Genomic DNA, 17,990 nt, shown 5'->3' with positions numbered 1-17,990 from the left:
TCTATTGTGTACTATTTTCTAATCTATACACCAGCATATGATAAACTCTATTATTAAAATATCCTTCATCATCAACTCTATTTGCCAGAGTAAAATTGCATTTTTCTAGAAGTTTTATTGATTTAATATTGTTTTCTTCTGTATAGGCCTCTAATGCCTTTAAATTCATCACCTTAAGACCATACTCAATCACACTTAATAATGCTTCCTTCATTAAGCCTTTACCCTGATAGTATAGAAGATTTCTTGTTTCAATATTAGGAAATGAAGTAAAATTAATCATTTTAGCTACCTAACCTTCCTATAGCTTATTTTAAAATCTTCTAAAGCAATCCTTTAGCATTGTTCCAAGATTTTTATAAAATCTTCTTTTACAGAAAGCGTTGGACTTAATAATCTATATTAAATATCTTTTTCTACGAAAAAACACTTCATCTTCAACTTCTTTATAAAATATATCTAGCTCTCCAATGTAATTATCCTTCCAAGGCTTGTTTCTTCCACAGTAATGAATAATGACGGTATTTTCTTTTACCCATTCTAAATCTACTCTGTTATTAAAATTTTTAGGCTTCATATTATGTAGTTTTAAATATCTATCACTAAGATTATAAATAAGAGAATTTACCGTTTTAGTTTTTCCTCCGTATAAACCACTTAATACATCTTGGTCAGGAAGTAATAGACGATTTTTATTTTTTTCAATATATTCAAAAACACATTCTATGTTTTGATCCTCTCTAAGAAGTGTTAAATTCATCAACATTACCCCTGAATTTATATACGGAGAGTCCTTGTCCATCTCTAGGCGAAACTCATTTAATTTCTGCATTCCCTTATTAACATGAGAGGATGCAATGTAGTAATTGCCTTCAAAATCCATGTTATAAAGTTCATCAAGGGAATTTATAACAACTAAGTCTGGATCCAAATATAAAATTCTATCTAAACTCTTTGGAAGAAACTGTGCTGCAAATATTCTAAAATACATTTCTCTTGGATAACGTTTAGTAACAGGCGCATTTTTTAACATCTCATCAGTAACTTTTACAGAAATAACCCTACATCTTTCTTTATCCACATATGCTTCTATCTTACTAAAATCCTCTTTTGTTAATTCTTTATGGGCAATATAAAGGTTAATATTATCATTAGAATTAGATTTTAATATGGAGTTGATCATAACAATCAACTGTTTAATATAATTTGAATTTAACGTAACAAGAATATTCATAAATAACTCTTTCCTTTCATTCTAACATTTCTTTATGGAAAATATTCTTTTAAACATTATATATGAAAAATGTTACCAACGTATTAACAGCTAAATCTTATTGATCTTTGAATAATTTATTCTAGAAATGTCATAATTAATATATATTGTAATAAATATATTATTCATTAATTGAATTGGAGTGAACTAATAATGTCTTTAAATTTTTATGGTTTGATTATCGGTATAGTTATGCTAATCTCAACGGGGATAGGTCACATTATTGTAATTAAGGGTGAATATCATTTTGGGACTAAGCTATGGCCACTATTTCTTATTGTAGGTATACTTTCTATCTCCCTATCCTTTATTATTGAAAGTATGTTGCTATCAGGCTCTCTTGGAATTATTGGCATAACCTTTTTATGGGGTATTCATGAAATTATAGAACAAAAGGAAAGGGTTAATAGAGGATGGTTTCCTAAGAAAAGAAATGGGTAAATATATCATATATTTACCCATTTCTTTTCTTACTTTTTATTTTTCTTTCCTGATTCTTTTTCAGTTCCAATTACTGAATCTACAGTAGTATTTTCAACTACTTTTTTCTTTTTCTTAGGCTTATTTGGATTTTTATCTCCCATTTAATATCACTCCTATTCTTCCTTTATGGTATTTATTCTAAATATAAAATAGTAGCATTTTATCATCATTAATAAAACTAGAAAAATCTTTACATGTATACTCTTGGAGCTTATAAGAGAAATAACTATTATAGTATCTGAAACTAATAGTATTATTATTTTTTTCTTCATAGTTATACCTCTTGCCTCTATGTATCTTTCCAAGTGCCTTTTGTAAAGCTTAGTATCTTTAAACCACCTATCTACTCTTTCAGACCCCTTTACAAAGCAAAGGGAGGCTAATAAAAGCAGGGGAGTAGTTGGAAGTACTGGAATAAGGGCTCCTATGGAACCTAAAACAAGAAAAAATATTCCTAGAGTAATATAAAGTATTTTCTTTGCACCTCTCATAATCTTTTCCTTCCTAATTAAAGATAATCTAATCTTAAGTATGCCTAAAAAATACATTTATATTCCAATTTTATATAAAATTAAAGATATCTTCTTACGGTATTGGCAATTTCCCCTGCTTCAAGTTCTTCTAGCTTATAGTATTTAGCATTCATAGCCTCTGCTAACTCTTTAGCAAGGCCAAGCTTTATAAAATCATTTTCCGTATCTATAACTATAGATTGAATATCTTCATATAAAATTTTCTTTGCCATAGAAATAGCCTCAGAAAAAGCATCTCCTCCATTAAATGATAAATTTGCTCTTCCATCGGATATAAGAACTATAACTGGTACCATTTCTGGATCTTTTCTTTTGGCCCCTTTTAAAACTTCATATCCTTTAGAGAGTCCTGCTGATAGTGGAGTTTTTCCACCTGTGGGAAGGGTTTTAAGACTCTTTTGTGCAAGGTCTACACTTCGAGTAATGTTTAACAAAACCTCTGCTTTATTCTTTCTAAAAGCTATCATACCTATCTTATCTCGTTTTTGGTATGCATCTGCAAGAAGAGAAACTATTGCTCCCTTAACTGCTTTCATTCTTTTTTTAGCTCCCATAGAACCACTAGCGTCTACTATAAATAAAATGGTGCTTCCTGTTCTCTTTTCTCTTATCTTTTCTCTAAAATCCCCTTTATTTATAGCAATAGCTAATCCATTTTTCTCTCTTAATTTCTGATATGGCGCAGCAGCTCTAAGGGTTGCATCAAAGGCAATATCTCTTATCCTTTCTCTAGGAAAGGTGTATCTCACATACCTTCCTTGAATTAAATCTGTTTTTGTTTTGCTTCTCTTTCCACTACCCTTACGTTTTTTCCTATCCATAGGCTGGATATTTAAAGATTTTACTGTAAAGATTTTGCCTATGTCATCTATAGAATCCTCACAGTTTTCATTTTTATTTTCATCCTTTAAACTATCATCAACAGATTCTTCATCAGGTTTTTCCCTAGATTTATCCTCTTCCATTGGGTTATCATTTTCTTCAGTGTTATCTTCCATATTATCTTCTTTTGACTTATCTTTATTTTCCTCTTGAGCCTTCTCATCATTTTCCTGTGGTTCATTTATTTCAGTAGGAACCTCCCTCATTCTATGGGGAAGCGCCATTTCAGCTGCTTCCTTAATATCACTAACTTTAATATTTTTTCTATTTTCAAAAGCTGCTATTGCTTTTGCAGTTTCAATTATTACAAGTTCTGCCCTGTGTCCTGAGCAATTTGCTTCCTTAGAAATTTCTACTGCAAGGTTCATTACGTTCTCTGACACTTCAACTTTATATAAATAATTCTTAGCCATTAGAATTTTACTTAAAAGTTTATCCATTTCTTTTTTCCAGTTACTTATATATTCCTCTGGGTTTTCTTCATATTTTAATATTCTTTTTATTATTTCTTTTCTTTCCCCTAAATCTGAGCTTCCCTTAACCTCTAAATATAATCCAAACCTATCTAAAAATTGGGATCTTAAATTTCCTTCCTCTGGATTCATAGTGCCAACCAAAATAAATTTTGACGGATGAGTAAAGGATATTCCCTCTCTTTCCACAAGATTTACCCCAGAGGAGGATGCTTCAAGAATAGAATTAACAATATGACTACTTAAAAGATTAACTTCATCTATATATAAAATATTGCCATGAGCTTCCTTTAATAATCCTGCTTCAAAACTTCTCTCACCTAAAGCAATTGCCTTTTCAATATCAATTGTTCCAATTAGTCTATCTTCAGTTACATTTAAAGGTACATCAATAACCTTCATATCCTCTATAAGCTGAGCTAGTCCTCTTACCAAGGTTGATTTTGCTGTACCTTTTTCCCCACTTATTAATAATCCTCCAATAGATGGGTTTATTACATTTAACATAAGAGCTTTTTTAACTTTTTCCTGTCCAATAACCGCAGCAAAAGGATATACATAATCCCTTTTCACTTAGAAAACACTCCTTTACTATGCCATTGCTATTTCATTAATTATTTCTTCAACCTTAGAAAAATTCATTTCTCCTTCTTCAAAGGGTTTTCTTCTCATTCTATGTGGAAGAGCAAGCTGTGCTGCTTCTAGCATATCCCCTCTTTCAACCTTATCCCTACCATTAAAGGCAGCTATAGTCATGGCAGTTTTAATTATGCTTATATCCGCTCTATGGCCATCTACATCCATTTCTATACTTATTGATGCTGCCATTTCAAGTATTTTATCATCAAAATTTACTTCTTTTAAAATTTCCTTCCCCTTTAAAATTTTATCCCTTAGCTTTTGCTGTTCTTCCTCATAACTTAATATAAATGCTTCATTATCATTATCATTTTCATATTGAAGCCTTCTTTTTATTACTTCTACTCTTTTTTCAGTATCCCTTTCTCCTATTACGTCAACTACCATGCCAAATCTATCTAAAAGCTGAGGTCTTAAATCACCTTCCTCTGGATTCATAGTGCCCACAAGAATGAATTTAGCTGGATGGCAAAAGGACACCCCTTCTCTTTCTATTGTATTTACACCCATAGCCGCAGAGTCCAATAAAACATCCACCACATGGTCATCAAGAAGATTTACTTCATCCACATAAAGTATATTTCTATTGGCTAGAGCTAAAATCCCTGGTTCAAATTTCTTTTCTCCCTTTTTAATTGCATACTCAATATCTAAAGTACCTACTACTCTGTCTTCTGTAGCACTAACAGGTAAATCTACTACCTTCATTTTTTCCTTTACTGTACTTATCTTTTCACTTTTTTCTACTTTTTCACGGCATTTTAAACACATGCTGGTTTTATCTATAGGATCACATCCAAACACACACCCTTCAACCTGTAATCTTTCTGGTAAAAGCTCCGCCAAGGCACGAACTGCAGTGGATTTAGCTGTTCCTTTTTCTCCTCTAATTAAAACTCCTCCAAGAGATGGATTGATAGCATTAAGTATCAATGCCTTTTTCATATTTTCTTGTCCAACAATTGCTGTAAATGGATAAATCTTTTTTATATTTTTCATTTAATAGAGCTCCCTTCATTAAGTAAATTCGCGAACCGTCCCCTCTTATTCTGCACTTTTACACCCTTTAATTCCTATAAAAAATATAACTATGAAATAGATAATTAAAATAATAGGGTGAATAATCATATTTATTAAATCTTCCCCACTGCTTCTAAGTCCTAAACTGGTGTGGGTCAGCGGTAGCATCCATATAATATTTTTTATTAGTTTTGGCATTTTATCTAAAGAGAAAAATGTACCGCATAAAAATGACATTGGAGTAATAATAAAGCTGGAAATCTTGGACAATTCCTTATGAGAATTTATAAATACTCCTGCTACAAAGCCTACGGATGAAAAAACTAAACAATTAAGAATAATTATTAAAACTGAATATAAACTTATGGTGATTCCTGTACCACCAGCTAGAGATAAAACTATTATCAAAAATGCAGAATACATTCCCATTAATGCTCCTGCTACTATTTTGCCAAGGACATAGGTATATGTACTAATAGGTGCTATCATAAAAGCCTCGAAGCTTTTATAAAATATTCTTGATATATTTATAGAAGTTGCCGTATTGTTATAGCTGGTAGTCATGGTAGCTAAAGCAACAATTCCAGGGATTATAAAAGCAATATACGGTTTTCCATCCATGGTTACTTGTGATCCCATGCCCCACCCAAAGGCTATTAAATACAAAATAGGGGATATCATGGAGGCTAAAGTTATGGTCCAAAACTTTCTTTTAAATAGTACATATTCCTGCCATAAAACACTTAGAAAAGTTGACATTATATCACCACCCTTTTATTGGTTAGTTTAATAAATACATCCTCTAAATTAGAGGGTCTAATATTTACGCTTCCTTGTAAGCTAGAGGCAAAGGTGGCTGCCTCTTCCTTCTTCTCAAAAAACCTTTCTTTTGTTTCTCCATCTTGGTAATACTCTACGGTGTATTTCCCTACCTTCTCTATTAAGTTTTTAGGAGAATCTAATTCAATTAAGCATCCCCCATCTATAAGTCCAACCCTATCACATAAAACTTCTGCTTCTTCAATATAATGAGTGGTTAATAGCACTGTAAGCCCTTCATCTTTTAATCTTTTAAGTAAATCCCACATTCTTCTTCTTGCAGTGGCATCTAGTCCTACTGTTGGTTCATCTAAAAGAAGCAAATCAGGATTATGCATAAGAGCCATCCCAATCATAAGCTTTCTTTTCATACCTCCTGAATATTCTTTAACCAGATTATTAGCTCTTTCCTTAAGCTCTATAAACTCTAAAATCTCCTCTATTTTTTTTCTTCTTATATCTTTAGGCATGTTGTAAAGCCTTCCATGAAGCTCTAGATTCTCAAAGGCTGTCATTTCCATTTCTAAATTATTACCTTGAGGAACTACTCCTATTTTCATCTTAACTTCTCTAAGATTTCTATCCATGCTTTTATTATTTATAATAATATCTCCAGACGTCTTTGGAGTCAGCGTACTTATCATTCTAATAGTAGTACTTTTACCCGCTCCATTTGGCCCTAAAAGTCCAAAAAACTCCCCTTTTTTTATTTCTAAATTTAAATCATTTACTGCTGTTAAACTATCATATTTCTTTATAAGGTTCTTAATAATTAGCAATTTTTACACTCCCCCTCTACGCTTTTTCTTATACTTTCTTCATCTATATAGCTAAGAAATTTTTCTGCTAAGGTATACATACCCTCTATACATTCAATGTTTTTACTCGCTTCACCGTATAGTTTTATGCACTCTTCTTTTTTTCTAAAGCTAAAAACTTTTTTATCTTTACTTAAAGCGTAGGAAATTAATTGTAAATTATTTTTATTAATATCTCCTATGGGGCAAGCTGAGTCTATGACAAAAGGCACATCATCTATCATTTCTTGCGCCTTTTTTATATTTTCATCTTTTATTCCTTCAAAGGCATTTTCTTTTAATATAGGTAATCCTATGGTTCTAGCTATTTCATAATCTATATCATTTTCATGTAAAACACCTGTATAAAAGCCTATATTATATTTTGTAAGTACCCTGTATATAGAAGCTCCATAACCGCTGCCACCTATGACGAAAGCCCTAGGTTTATTGCTGTTTGATAATTCTATAGAGCCCAGTAAATTATTAAAATTAGCCTCTTTTATTTCATATAGTTCCTCTATAGTTTTTTCATCTACTACATCTTCTGGTGTGCCGTAAGCAATTATTTTACCCTTATTTACAAGGGCTACCTTGTCACAACTTTTTAACGCCATATCTATTTCATGAAGGGATAGTATTACCGTAATTCCTTTTTCCTTTGTAAGTGTTCTCAGTATTTCAATAAGTTCCAATCTATGTTTTATATCTAAATGTGTTGTAGGTTCATCTAAAACAATCACATCTGGTTCCTGTACCAGAGCCCTTGCCACTAAAACCTTTTGTTTTTGACCATCACTTAGTTCATCAAAATAAGATTTTGCTATATCTTCTGCATTTACAGTTTTTAAAGCTTCAGAAATTTTTTCCCTATCCTTTTTACCTAGGTATCCAAAAAAACCTGTATAAGGGTATCTACCCATGGATACCACATCGAAAACCGTCATTAATCCTCCATTAAACTTATTAGTTAAAACTACAGACATCTTCTTTGAAAGCTCTTTATTTTGTATATCCTTAATATTTTGCCCTTCTATATAAACTGCTCCTTTTATAGGATTTAGAAGTTTGGATAGGGTTCTTAAAATAGTGGTTTTACCTGCACCATTGGGACCTAGAAGGCATAGATTTTCTCCCTTTATAAGTTTTATGTTTATATCATCAACAATAGCCTTATTTTCATATCCTACACAAAGATTTTCTGTATTTAGAGTTATCATAAAGATGCCCTCCTTTTAAGTATGAGATATATTACAATAGGTGCCCCAATAAAGGATGTTATAGAGCTAATTGGTAGTTCTGTAGGCGCAAAAATTGTTCTACATATCAAATCGCATAGTGAAGTAACTATAGCACCCATAATAACTGTTCCCGGAATTAGTATCCTGTTATCTGAGGTTCTAAAAATCAACCTTGAAATATGCGGAACAGCAAGTCCAACAAAAGCTATAGGGCCTGTAAAGGCAGTTACACCAGCAGTTAATATGCTAGCAATTAATATAATTATTAATCTAAATTTCTTAATATCCACTCCCATACTCCTAGCATACTCTTCGCCCATTAAAAATGCGTTGAGAGGTTTTACTACAAAGAATGAAGCAAATATTATGGGAACACCAAAAATCAAAAGCACATTTATATTTTTCCATGTAAAGCCTGAAAAACTTCCTTTAGTCCACATAATAAAACCATATAATCTCTCACTATCTGCAAAGGCTACTAAAAGATTTGTCACCGCACTGCAAATATATCCAACCATTATACCAATAACTAAAAGAGTCACTACATCTCTTACCTTTACCGCGAAAGCTACTACTAACATCATTACTAATGAGGCCCCTAAAAAAGCGCCTAAGACCAATACATATGGGGATGGAGTTTTAAACCCTAAAGTGATTCCTCCAAGCATTATTAAAGCTACAAATAAGGTAGCTCCTGATGAAATTCCCAGTACATAAGGCTCTACTATAGGGTTTTTGAAAAATATTTGAAGTAATAGTCCTGAAAGTGCTAGAGCGGCTCCACCAATTAATGTTCCTAAAGCCCTTGGAAATCTTATACCCATAACAATATCTTTATGGGTAGGGTTAAAAGCTTCCTTTTTAAAAATAATACTTATAACTTCCTTTAATTCTATTTTTACAGAACCAAATCCAATACAGAAGGCAAATACAAAGAAAGTACAAACCAACAGAAATACCAAAAGAAATACCTGTCTAAACCTTGCTTTATCTATAGCTTCCATTTTCTTTCCTCCATTTTATAAGGAGGGTAATTTTTTACCCTCCCATTTTTATACTTATCTATTTGCTACCTTAAAGTAATGTCTTACTTCATGTCCCTTAAATTCTTCTGGATAAAAAATCGCTGCTAAATCTTCAATAATTTCATCGAGCTTGTCCACTGACTGAGACCACCATGGTTGTGATGACCATAATTCTCCACTTTTAATAGACTTCATATTTTCTATTATAGGTGCTTGTTTAACAAATTCACTTATAGTTTCAGGTCTTGTTTTTCCCATGCCTTCAAAAACATATATGTCTGCATTAGTACTTTTTGCATAAAACTCTTCATTAGTTATTGAAGCAGCTCCAGTTTTATTAATTTCAAAATCTTTAAAAGTATAATCTCCACCAGCTATATCATACATCTTTGATTGATATGATCCCCCAACTCTTACAGAGAACTTTCCATCGTGTATAACTCCAGCTGTTACCATAGGCTTATCTTTTCCCTTAACTTTTTCACTTACTCTCTTAACAGTATCTTCTGCCTTTTCTAAATGTTTATCAGCTTCCCCTTCTTTATTATAGAAAAGAGACATGAATTTTATCCATTCCATTCTTCCTAAAGGATGGTTTTCTAAGGATGAAGATTCAACCACATAAGGGATTCCTAATTCTTCAAACTTAGCTCCTAATTTCGCTACATCTGTAGATATAATAAATGCTACTTCTGGCTTTTTAGATTTAATTAATTCATAGTCTAAGGCAGTATTTTTCCCTACATACGTAATTGAACCACTTTTCATTCTATCATTTATTTCATCAATATGACCTTTGTCTACATCGTATGTTGTAACGGCTCCTACTGAATTAAATACATCTAGTGGTCTTATTAAGGAAGTTTGCATACTCGAACATAATAAAACATTATTTATTGGAGTATTGATAACTGGAATATTGTCATACCCTTCTGGTTTTTTTCCTCCCTTTGGTACTAATAATAACTTTTTATCAGCACCATCTGTCACCACCTTAACATCATTATCTAAATACTCCACATTAAATTTAGTTGCATATTTGATTTTGTTATCTTTATTTTTTACAGTACTTTCTTCTTTAACTCCTTTAGAATCAGACTTTGGTGCAGTATTGGTTTTTGCAGAACACCCCACAAATGTAAACATAACCACTCCTAACACAACTGTTGATATAATTTTTCTTATCTTTAACATATTCATTAAAATTTCCTCCTTATTTACCTACAGCTTCTTTTATTGTCATACTAAACTGCTCTTTAAAATATTTCTCTAAGGCCTTTACTTCTTCATCCATACTCTCAGCTGCTTTATCCCATCTTTTTGAGTCTTTTGTCTTTTGAGTAGTATCATTATGTTCCTTATCTTCTACCTTTACTAGCTCTCCTTTTTCTAGGTCATAATAGTAGTAAAAGCCTGTCCCCATAGCTGACACATAGTAATATTTTCCAGCTATATTTTTACCATAGTCAAAGTTATAATATTCAACGGTTTCCCCACCATTTAGGTCAGTTTTAATAAACTTAGCGTATCCTTCATTACCTTTCTTTATGGATATCTTTAATCCACTTTCTTCGAAGGGGCTGTTTTTTGTATCTGTATAAGTTAATAGCCCATCTTTTTCTACCAATTTTACTTGTTGTGATGTTACAGCAGTATCATTTTTACCTGATTTATCACCAGTTTCTCCAGTTTTACCCCCGCAACCTACAAGTATTCCTAATGCCATTGATAATACCAATAATTTTTTTATCGCTTTTTTCATCTAAAATCTCTCCCTTATAATTTTATACCTTTTCTTCTATATCTCCTTCAACCTGAAGGTATATATCTTTTATCTTTTGAATTTGCTCCTCTGTTGCCTTCCAATATCCTCTATTGTTATATTCCATCATTTGTTCAAGGATATCTACATAAGCATAAGGATTGTTTTCTATGATTTTTTCTTTAAGTTTTTCATCCTCCAAATAGCGGCTATACATGTCATTATAAATCCATTCTTCCACTCTATTTGTAGTTGCTGCAAGGCCCATTATATTTTCAAATATTTGTGCAATTTTTTGCACTCCATGATATTTATGCTCTAGCATTCCCTCAATCCATTTTGGATTTAAAAGTCTAGTCCTTACTCCTCTTTCTATGGATTTTTCAACATTTTCAGTAATAACTCTTTCTCCCGTGGTATCTGTTATATACATTTTTACCTTTTTACCTTTGACCATCTCTACAGATTTTGCAAGTCCTCCAAAATACTCGTAATAATGATCTAGGTCTGTAATCTCATATTCATGGTTACTTCTTATCTGAGATACAATTTCCACAGCTTTTAGATTTTCCTCATAAAGTCCCTCTACTCTTTTCCCTCGTGATTTTCTATTATAAACATGCTGAAGACTACTTATAAATACACTTCCTAGCTGCTCTTCTTTTTCCCAGTTTTTCGTTTCAATTATTTTTGTTATACCAGTTCCATATTCTCCTTCTTTAGGTCCAAAAATTCTTGAAATACATAGCTCCTTTGCTTCCTTTTCACTATATCCTTCACTAATTAACTTTTCATACATTTTCTTAGAATTTGCCTTAAAATAGTTTTCTTCATCGCTTTCCTCTAAATCATATATATCTGAAAATATATTGTCTAAAGTTTCAATGAGGTTTGGAAACATATCTCTAAAGAACCCACATATATTAATAGTTACGTCTATTCTTGGTCTCCCCAGCTCTTTTATAGGTATAATCTCATATTTAGATTCCCACTCACTTCTACTATCTAGCATTTTAACCCCTAAGTAAGATAGTATTTGAGAAAAACTTTCTCCCTGAGTTCTTGACGTCTCAAGTCCCCATAAAATAATAGCTGTAGACAATGGATATGAGCCATTTTCCTTTTTATAAGCTTCTAGAGTATTCTCACATATTTTATTTCCTCTTTCATAGGCCGTCCTCGTTGGTATAAGTCTTGGGTCAAATTGGTATAAATTATACCCCGTAGGCAAAACTTCAGGATTTCTATATATATCCCCAGCTAATTTTGCAGGATTATATATTCCAGATAAAGTATGTAATAGCCCTTGTATTTCATAGTTTTCTTCCACTAGCTTCCATACCTTCTTTCCATATTCTAGAGTAGTTATAATTTCAGCTCTATTTTTTTCTTCTAAGTATTCACAGCCTTTTAACTGGTTCTTATCCATATACTCAGAAAAAACTTCCTCTGCTTCTTTATCTATACTTTTTATAAGTTTGTATTCTCCCTTATCTATAAGCTCTTCTATATCATAGCCTTTTGCTTTTCCTACAAGTTTTCTAAGAGAGGTAATTCCATTTCTACTATAGCGTAGTAGTCCTTTAACGTATTCCCTGCTTTCTTCCTCATTAAATCCCTTCCCAAATACATGAAGTCCATGAGGTATAAGGCTCATCTTCATCCTATAAAGTTCACTTTCTATCTCTTCTAGTTCCTCAGGAAGATTAAGGGATTTTGCCATGTCTAATATATGTAAAAGTATGTCTTTACTATTTTGAGGGGATATGGCCCTTGCTTGGTGATAATTATCAATTAAAGACATAAGCTTTGAGTACTCTCCATATAGCTCTCCTTGAATAAACACAGGAGGTTGATAACTAATAAGATTTCCATGGGATCTTCTCTTAGCAATAATACCTTCTGATGGATTTCCACAATAGTATAAATACATGTGAGGAATATCATCTAAGAGCATATCTGGATAACACTGCCCACTCATGCCGCACTCCTTACCCTTTAAAAATTCTAAGGTGCCATGGGTTCCCACATGAATTATTGCATCTGCTTTAAATTCTTCCCTTATCCATTTGTAAAAAGCTTGATATTGATGATGGGGAAGTAGAGTTTTATCGTGATAGACTTTATCGCTTTCTTCATGAACCCCTCGACTTGGTTGAAGTCCTATAAAAACGTTACCCTGTATTGTTCCAGGAATAAAAAACTCATGACTTTCATTGGTCATAATCCTTCCTGGAACGTCCCCCCACTGCTCTATCATTTCCTCATAATCATTACTGTTTTTTAATTCTTCTTTGTATTTTCCATTCTGATACCTTATCATATCTTCCCAATCATCACCGTATTTCCCTGAGTTTACAGCTTTACCTGCGGTAAATATCTCCATGAGCTCTTCTTTTTTAAGGTTATTTACACTATAATTATTGGTCTTTAAATTTTTTAATATATTTTCAACGGATGCAAAGGTATCTAAAAAAGCTCCTCCAAATAAGTTACTTTCTCCCGGTGGATAGTTATAACAAATTATAGCTACTCTTTTATCCTTATTATCTTTCTTTCTAAGGGCTATATGCCTTTTAATCCTACACATTAACCTATCTACTCTCTCAGAAATAAGTTCTAGTTCATCTGTGAAAACATCAAATTCTACATTATATTTAGGCTGTGCCATAGCCCCTACAGGATAGGTTTCAATGGCTCCATCTAATTCTGGCAGCATAACAGATATCATCACTTCTGATGTGCTACAGCCTTGAATAGAATTCTCCCATTCCTCTTTTGTTCTTCGTGACATAAAATAAGGATGGAGATAGGGCACTTTTGCCTCCTTAAGAAGATCTATTCCTCCTTGAAAATCTCCTCCCATGGGCCCTGCACCAAGTCTAAAGGACATAAAGTTTAGTATTAAATCCACGGGTTTTGAGGTGGATTTTAGAATAAATTTTGAAAGCTTTTCTTTATTTTTCGAGAAAGCGCCTGAAACAGCAATAGGTAATACATTGGCAAACTCCTCTATTTTATTCTTAATTTCACCAATACATCTTGAAGTATCCACAGGGTATATGTGACTATAAAACAAAATAGCTACTATAGGTTTATCTTCTTTAAAAGGATAGTCTTTTTCGTATACTTCAAAGCTTTCATAAGACTTCATAGTTGATGGATGGCATATGCTTGCATCTTCAACTTCCCTTGGCTCTTTAGGTTTGGGTATATTTTTAAAGCCACCATATTCTCTAAGGATTAAATACAGCATATTTTGAATATTTTGCTGATCCGCTACCTTAAAATATTTCATTATATGAGAATAGTTTCTCATATCCATTTTTGTATTTTCGCCCCTTGACTTCATGGTCTCAGCAGTAAATTTCCCAAGCCTTAAATACTCCCTTCCAGAGTTTCCATAGGGAATTATATCCCCCAAACACTTCTGAAGACCCTCATATACAGAATTTATAACAGTTGGTGGACTTCCCATAAGGTCTACAAATACTAAATCACTAGTTTTTATGTCCGTAATCATATTTTCACTTTTCACATGGTCCATCTCTGAAGTTCCATAGTAAAGTTTAAGTTCAAGAACATTTTCATAGTTTAACTCTATTTCCTTCCCCGCTTTTATTAAATTTTTTATAGCAGGTGCTGATACAGTTATAAAAGTTATCTTCATTTACATCCCCCTTTCTACCATTTAAACTACTCTTTTGGCATAAAAAATTGGCTTATTAGTTTCTTTATCTTGTGTTATTTCTGCCTCTACCTTAAACACATCCTTCAATACATTGCTTTCTAGCACTGTCCATGGGTCTCCCTTTTTAAATATTTTTTTATCTTTTATAACTATAAGTTCATCAGAATACCTAGCTGCATGATTTATATCATGAATAACCATTACTATAGTTATGTTTTCCTCCTTATTAAGCCTTGATATAAGCTCTAGTATTTCAAGCTGATGGCATATATCAAGATAGGTAGTAGGCTCGTCTAGTATTAGTATTTCTGGTTTTTGTGCTATGGCCATAGCTATCCAAGCCCTTTGTCTTTCCCCACCAGAAAGGGCATTTATCTTTCTGTTTTTAAAATTACTAAGACCTGTTTTTTCTATGGCCCATTCCACTATTTTGTTATCCTCATTAGCTATACCCTTCCACCACTCTTTATGAGTGAATCTTCCATACTGAACCAACTCTCTTACTGTTACATCGCTGATGGTTTCATTGCTTTGGCAAAGTAGTGCCATTTTTTTAGCTATATTCTTTGTTTTCATTTTAAATATATTGCATTCATCTAGAAGTACTTGCCCCTTATCAGCCTTTATACTTCTTGTTATAGCACGAATTAAGGTAGTCTTTCCCGAGCCATTTGGACCAATTATAGAGTAGATTTTTCCTCTCTCTATATTAAGATTTATATCATCTAAAACTTTGTAGTTTTTATAACTTACCGTTAAATTTTCAATCTTTAATACACTATTATCCCTCATATGAAATCCCTACCTTCTTAACAAATATAAAAAGAATGGTGCTCCCAGCACTGCCATTACAATGCCTACTGGAATTTCCGTTGGACTTAATACCGTTCTTGCGAAAACATCGCTAAACATCAATAACACTGCCCCTAAAAGAGCTGAAGCAGGAAACATGTATTTATAATCATTGCCTAGTATAAGCCTAATACTATGAGGAACAATAAGCCCTACGAAGCCTAAAAGTCCCACCACACTTACAGATGAAGCTGCAAGGAATGCAGCTAGTGCTGTAAAACCAAGTCTTGTCCTCTCTACATTTAGACCAAGTCCCCTTGCTACATCATCTCCTAAAATCAAAATGTTAAGCTTTTCAGAAAATATTATAGCTAAAGCTATTCCTATTATTGTATAAGGCAAAATAGTTCCTACCTCTGGCCAGCTTCTAGCTGATAAACTCCCATTCATAAAGGTAAGAGCTCCATGGACTCTATCACTATAAAATACTAAGGTTCCCGAAATTCCCGCTCCGAATAAAGAAGACACTGCAACCCCTGCTAGTATTATTCTTGTGGGCTGTATTCCACCCTTCCATGCCAGAATATATATAATACTTGCTGCTAGCATGGCCCCTATAAAGGCCGCAATAGGTACCAATCCTTGATACTGTGGTAAAACAACTAATATTACGATTCCAAAAAGCCCTGCTCCGCTGCTTATGCCAATTATGCTTGGATCTGCTAAAGGATTATTCATTACACCCTGTAAAATAGCACCTGCCAATGCAAGATTTACCCCTACCAATGCTGCAAGTATCATTCTAGGTAGCCTTATATTCCAAATTACCATCCTTTCAGCACTTCCATCGTCATTCATTATCACTTCAAATATACGCCTTGCTCCCACCTGAAGAGTGCCTTTTGAATTACCTAATATGAAGCCTGCTAGGAGAAGTACCGCTAATATGAATATTACTGTTATTTTGTATTTCTTACTGTCTTTAATTGAAATATTATTTTCCATACCACTCTGTCAACTCTCCGTATACTTCAGGGTATACACTCCTTGCCATATATTCTATAGCTTCATTGTAGTAAGGCCCTGCATTATAGAGAAAATACTCTTGTGGCAAATAAACTACTCTTCCCTCCGAAATCCCCTTTACTCCCTTCCATACTGGGTTGGATTTAAAGTGATTTTCCATAGATTTTTTAGCTTCTTCATTGCTGGAAATCATGCTAGTAACTAGAACATAATCTGGATTTTTTCCAACTATGTACTCTATATCTAAAGGTGTTGTTTCTGAGCCTATAGTGTCTGCTGGAAGATCTGATGCAATATTTTTAAGCTTTAAAATCTTAGCCACATCTCCTGCTATGCTGTTATCAAGCTTCACTGCTAAGGATTTAGATGTTACATATAAAATCACCACTGACTTACTTTCAGAGGGTAGCTTTGATACAAAAGCTTCCTTTTCATTCTTAAGCTCCTCTATTTTTCTTTCAGCCTCTTTTGTATTATCAAGTATTTTTCCAAAGGCTTTATAGGTTGAAATTACATCATCAAAACCTCTTATGTGAGTGGTAATTACTTTAAACCCCATGTCTTTAAGTTTTTTTGCCTGGGTTGATTGAGTTCCTACTTGGGCAATAATTAAATCTGGTTTTTCAGCTATAATGGCTTCCATATCTACAGAATAAACGGCACCTACTTTAGGAAGCTTCATGATTTCTTCCTTGTATTCAGGTATAAGCTTTATATTTTCTGAAACATCGGAAGTACACACAGATTTCCCACCCAAATCGTACCAAATATTAAGAGGAGTTCCTGATAACACAGCCACTTTTTCAGGTTTTTTATCTAAAACAATGTGATTTTTTAAATAATCCCTTATAGCTAAAGGGTAAGTTTCACCTTTTACATCTATTGACAGCTCCTTATCTGTTGCCTTGTCCACACTTTTTGAATTACTTAATCCACCTACATTAGAGGTTTTAGCACAAGCTGTAAAGCTTGTTAATAATAAAACTACTAACACTAAACTTAAGACTTTTTTCATATCCCTCATCCTCTCTTTAAAATAAAAAAGATTTCAATATCGAACCCTACGATTATTGAAATCCTGAATCTTTTTTATACATACATTTTGTTATTAAGTAAGTTAAATAATTAAAATAAAAATCCTCCTGACAAAGCATCAGGAGGATAGTAAATACAAAATGATATAGAAATAAATTTCCAAACACTATCTATCGCTCGTAGAATTCTCAGTGTAATAAACAGGCAGGTCTTCTGGCTTAAGTATCATAGCCTTTTGCATCCTTCCCAGTTTCCCAGTGGAATATTGCAAAAAACTCCTCTATTACAGCGGCGGGACCGCGTGGGATTCAAACCCACTTCCCTTTTAATTAACAGATAAAAAACTCTGTTAAACCTATTTTCCAAATATTTAATTTTCATGTATACTCTAACACACTATGAAATAATAATCAAGCTATTTTTAATATTCTATATTATTATCTTAAATGTAGATTATACGAAAATTTTGTCTGTCTAATTTACTCAAAATAGTTCCTTA

16 protein-coding genes and 1 riboswitch are annotated in these 17,990 nt (G+C 32.8%); of the genes, 1 reads left to right on the top strand and 15 read right to left on the bottom strand.

Annotated elements, in window-relative coordinates:
- Position 1: 1 nt before the first annotated feature.
- The gene (locus tag ABDZ69_RS04980) at positions 2–283 is read right to left on the bottom strand and encodes a GNAT family N-acetyltransferase (RefSeq protein ID WP_343767269.1); all 282 of its coding nucleotides are present in this window, start codon (positions 281–283) and stop codon (positions 2–4) included.
- 114 nt (positions 284–397) lie between these two features.
- A complete protein-coding gene (locus tag ABDZ69_RS04975; RefSeq protein WP_343767267.1) occupies positions 398–1,234 on the bottom strand; it encodes a glycosyltransferase family 8 protein in 837 nt (278 codons plus the stop codon).
- A gap of 192 nt (positions 1,235–1,426) precedes the next feature.
- Between ABDZ69_RS04975 and ABDZ69_RS04970 the strand changes: the two genes are divergently transcribed.
- Complete coding sequence (locus tag ABDZ69_RS04970; protein ID WP_343767265.1) at positions 1,427–1,714, top strand: DUF4491 family protein; 288 nt, start codon at positions 1,427–1,429, stop codon at positions 1,712–1,714.
- Positions 1,715–1,869: 155 nt separating this feature from the next.
- Here ABDZ69_RS04970 and ABDZ69_RS04965 read toward each other — a convergent pair whose 3' ends face one another.
- From ABDZ69_RS04965 to ABDZ69_RS04905, 13 genes are all read right to left on the bottom strand, one after another.
- Entirely contained in the window at positions 1,870–2,247 is a 378-nt protein-coding gene (locus ABDZ69_RS04965; RefSeq protein ID WP_343767263.1) for a YbaN family protein, read from the bottom strand.
- Positions 2,248–2,327: 80 nt separating this feature from the next.
- Entirely contained in the window at positions 2,328–4,217 is a 1,890-nt protein-coding gene (locus tag ABDZ69_RS04960) for a magnesium chelatase subunit D family protein (RefSeq protein ID WP_343767261.1), read from the bottom strand.
- Positions 4,218–4,235: 18 nt separating this feature from the next.
- A complete protein-coding gene (locus tag ABDZ69_RS04955; protein ID WP_343767259.1) occupies positions 4,236–5,282 on the bottom strand; it encodes a magnesium chelatase ATPase subunit I in 1,047 nt (348 codons plus the stop codon).
- Positions 5,283–5,327: 45 nt separating this feature from the next.
- Positions 5,328–6,062: an ABC transporter permease gene (locus tag ABDZ69_RS04950; protein WP_343767257.1), complete on the bottom strand. Its 735-nt coding sequence runs from the start codon at positions 6,060–6,062 to the stop codon at positions 5,328–5,330.
- Positions 6,062–6,901, bottom strand: a complete 840-nt coding sequence (locus ABDZ69_RS04945) for an ABC transporter ATP-binding protein (protein ID WP_343767255.1) — start codon at positions 6,899–6,901, stop codon at positions 6,062–6,064. The genes ABDZ69_RS04950 and ABDZ69_RS04945 overlap by 1 nt, the downstream gene beginning before the upstream one ends.
- On the bottom strand, positions 6,895–8,139 hold the full coding sequence (locus ABDZ69_RS04940) for an ABC transporter ATP-binding protein (RefSeq protein WP_343767254.1): 1,245 nt from the start codon (positions 8,137–8,139) through the stop codon (positions 6,895–6,897). The genes ABDZ69_RS04945 and ABDZ69_RS04940 overlap by 7 nt, the downstream gene beginning before the upstream one ends.
- Positions 8,136–9,164: a FecCD family ABC transporter permease gene (locus tag ABDZ69_RS04935; RefSeq protein ID WP_343767253.1), complete on the bottom strand. Its 1,029-nt coding sequence runs from the start codon at positions 9,162–9,164 to the stop codon at positions 8,136–8,138. The genes ABDZ69_RS04940 and ABDZ69_RS04935 overlap by 4 nt, the downstream gene beginning before the upstream one ends.
- 54 nt (positions 9,165–9,218) lie before the next feature.
- Positions 9,219–10,385 carry an ABC transporter substrate-binding protein gene (locus tag ABDZ69_RS04930; RefSeq protein WP_343767251.1) on the bottom strand — a complete coding sequence of 389 codons (1,167 nt, stop codon included), beginning with the start codon at positions 10,383–10,385 and terminating at the stop codon, positions 9,219–9,221.
- Positions 10,386–10,398: 13 nt separating this feature from the next.
- Complete coding sequence (locus tag ABDZ69_RS04925; RefSeq protein WP_343767249.1) at positions 10,399–10,947, bottom strand: hypothetical protein; 549 nt, start codon at positions 10,945–10,947, stop codon at positions 10,399–10,401.
- 22 nt (positions 10,948–10,969) lie between these two features.
- Complete coding sequence (locus ABDZ69_RS04920; RefSeq protein ID WP_343767246.1) at positions 10,970–14,617, bottom strand: cobaltochelatase subunit CobN; 3,648 nt, start codon at positions 14,615–14,617, stop codon at positions 10,970–10,972.
- 21 nt (positions 14,618–14,638) lie between these two features.
- Positions 14,639–15,430, bottom strand: a complete 792-nt coding sequence (locus tag ABDZ69_RS04915) for an ABC transporter ATP-binding protein (RefSeq protein WP_343767244.1) — start codon at positions 15,428–15,430, stop codon at positions 14,639–14,641.
- 9 nt (positions 15,431–15,439) lie between these two features.
- A complete protein-coding gene (locus tag ABDZ69_RS04910; protein WP_343767241.1) occupies positions 15,440–16,435 on the bottom strand; it encodes a FecCD family ABC transporter permease in 996 nt (331 codons plus the stop codon).
- Positions 16,425–17,471, bottom strand: a complete 1,047-nt coding sequence (locus ABDZ69_RS04905; protein ID WP_343767240.1) for an ABC transporter substrate-binding protein — start codon at positions 17,469–17,471, stop codon at positions 16,425–16,427. Before ABDZ69_RS04905 ends, ABDZ69_RS04910 begins: the two co-directional genes overlap by 11 nt.
- A gap of 206 nt (positions 17,472–17,677) precedes the next feature.
- Positions 17,678–17,865, bottom strand: a riboswitch (cobalamin riboswitch).
- Positions 17,866–17,990: the final 125 nt, after the last annotated feature.

Origin of the sequence: Clostridium malenominatum (assembly GCF_039521365.1) — a bacterium.
Lineage (GTDB): Bacteria > Bacillota > Clostridia > Clostridiales > Clostridiaceae > Clostridium_AW > Clostridium_AW malenominatum.
This window is presented reverse-complemented; position numbering and strand designations above follow the sequence as displayed.

What these genes read in the sequence shown, in the direction of transcription:
- ABDZ69_RS04905 (WP_343767240.1), bottom strand. Translation starts at nt 17,471, where the DNA reads ATGAAAAAAGTCTTAAGTTTAGTGTTAGTAGTTTTATTATTAACAAGC.
- ABDZ69_RS04925 (WP_343767249.1), bottom strand. Translation starts at nt 10,947, where the DNA reads ATGAAAAAAGCGATAAAAAAATTATTGGTATTATCAATGGCATTAGGA.
- ABDZ69_RS04920 (WP_343767246.1), bottom strand. Translation starts at nt 14,617, where the DNA reads ATGAAGATAACTTTTATAACTGTATCAGCACCTGCTATAAAAAATTTA.
- ABDZ69_RS04930 (WP_343767251.1), bottom strand. Translation starts at nt 10,385, where the DNA reads ATGAATATGTTAAAGATAAGAAAAATTATATCAACAGTTGTGTTAGGA.
- ABDZ69_RS04980 (WP_343767269.1), bottom strand. Translation starts at nt 283, where the DNA reads ATGATTAATTTTACTTCATTTCCTAATATTGAAACAAGAAATCTTCTA.
- ABDZ69_RS04910 (WP_343767241.1), bottom strand. Translation starts at nt 16,435, where the DNA reads ATGGAAAATAATATTTCAATTAAAGACAGTAAGAAATACAAAATAACA.
- ABDZ69_RS04940 (WP_343767254.1), bottom strand. Translation starts at nt 8,139, where the DNA reads ATGATAACTCTAAATACAGAAAATCTTTGTGTAGGATATGAAAATAAG.
- ABDZ69_RS04950 (WP_343767257.1), bottom strand. Translation starts at nt 6,062, where the DNA reads ATGTCAACTTTTCTAAGTGTTTTATGGCAGGAATATGTACTATTTAAA.
- ABDZ69_RS04970 (WP_343767265.1), top strand. Translation starts at nt 1,427, where the DNA reads ATGTCTTTAAATTTTTATGGTTTGATTATCGGTATAGTTATGCTAATC.
- ABDZ69_RS04955 (WP_343767259.1), bottom strand. Translation starts at nt 5,282, where the DNA reads ATGAAAAATATAAAAAAGATTTATCCATTTACAGCAATTGTTGGACAA.
- ABDZ69_RS04935 (WP_343767253.1), bottom strand. Translation starts at nt 9,164, where the DNA reads ATGGAAGCTATAGATAAAGCAAGGTTTAGACAGGTATTTCTTTTGGTA.
- ABDZ69_RS04975 (WP_343767267.1), bottom strand. Translation starts at nt 1,234, where the DNA reads ATGAATATTCTTGTTACGTTAAATTCAAATTATATTAAACAGTTGATT.
- ABDZ69_RS04965 (WP_343767263.1), bottom strand. Translation starts at nt 2,247, where the DNA reads ATGAGAGGTGCAAAGAAAATACTTTATATTACTCTAGGAATATTTTTT.
- ABDZ69_RS04915 (WP_343767244.1), bottom strand. Translation starts at nt 15,430, where the DNA reads ATGAGGGATAATAGTGTATTAAAGATTGAAAATTTAACGGTAAGTTAT.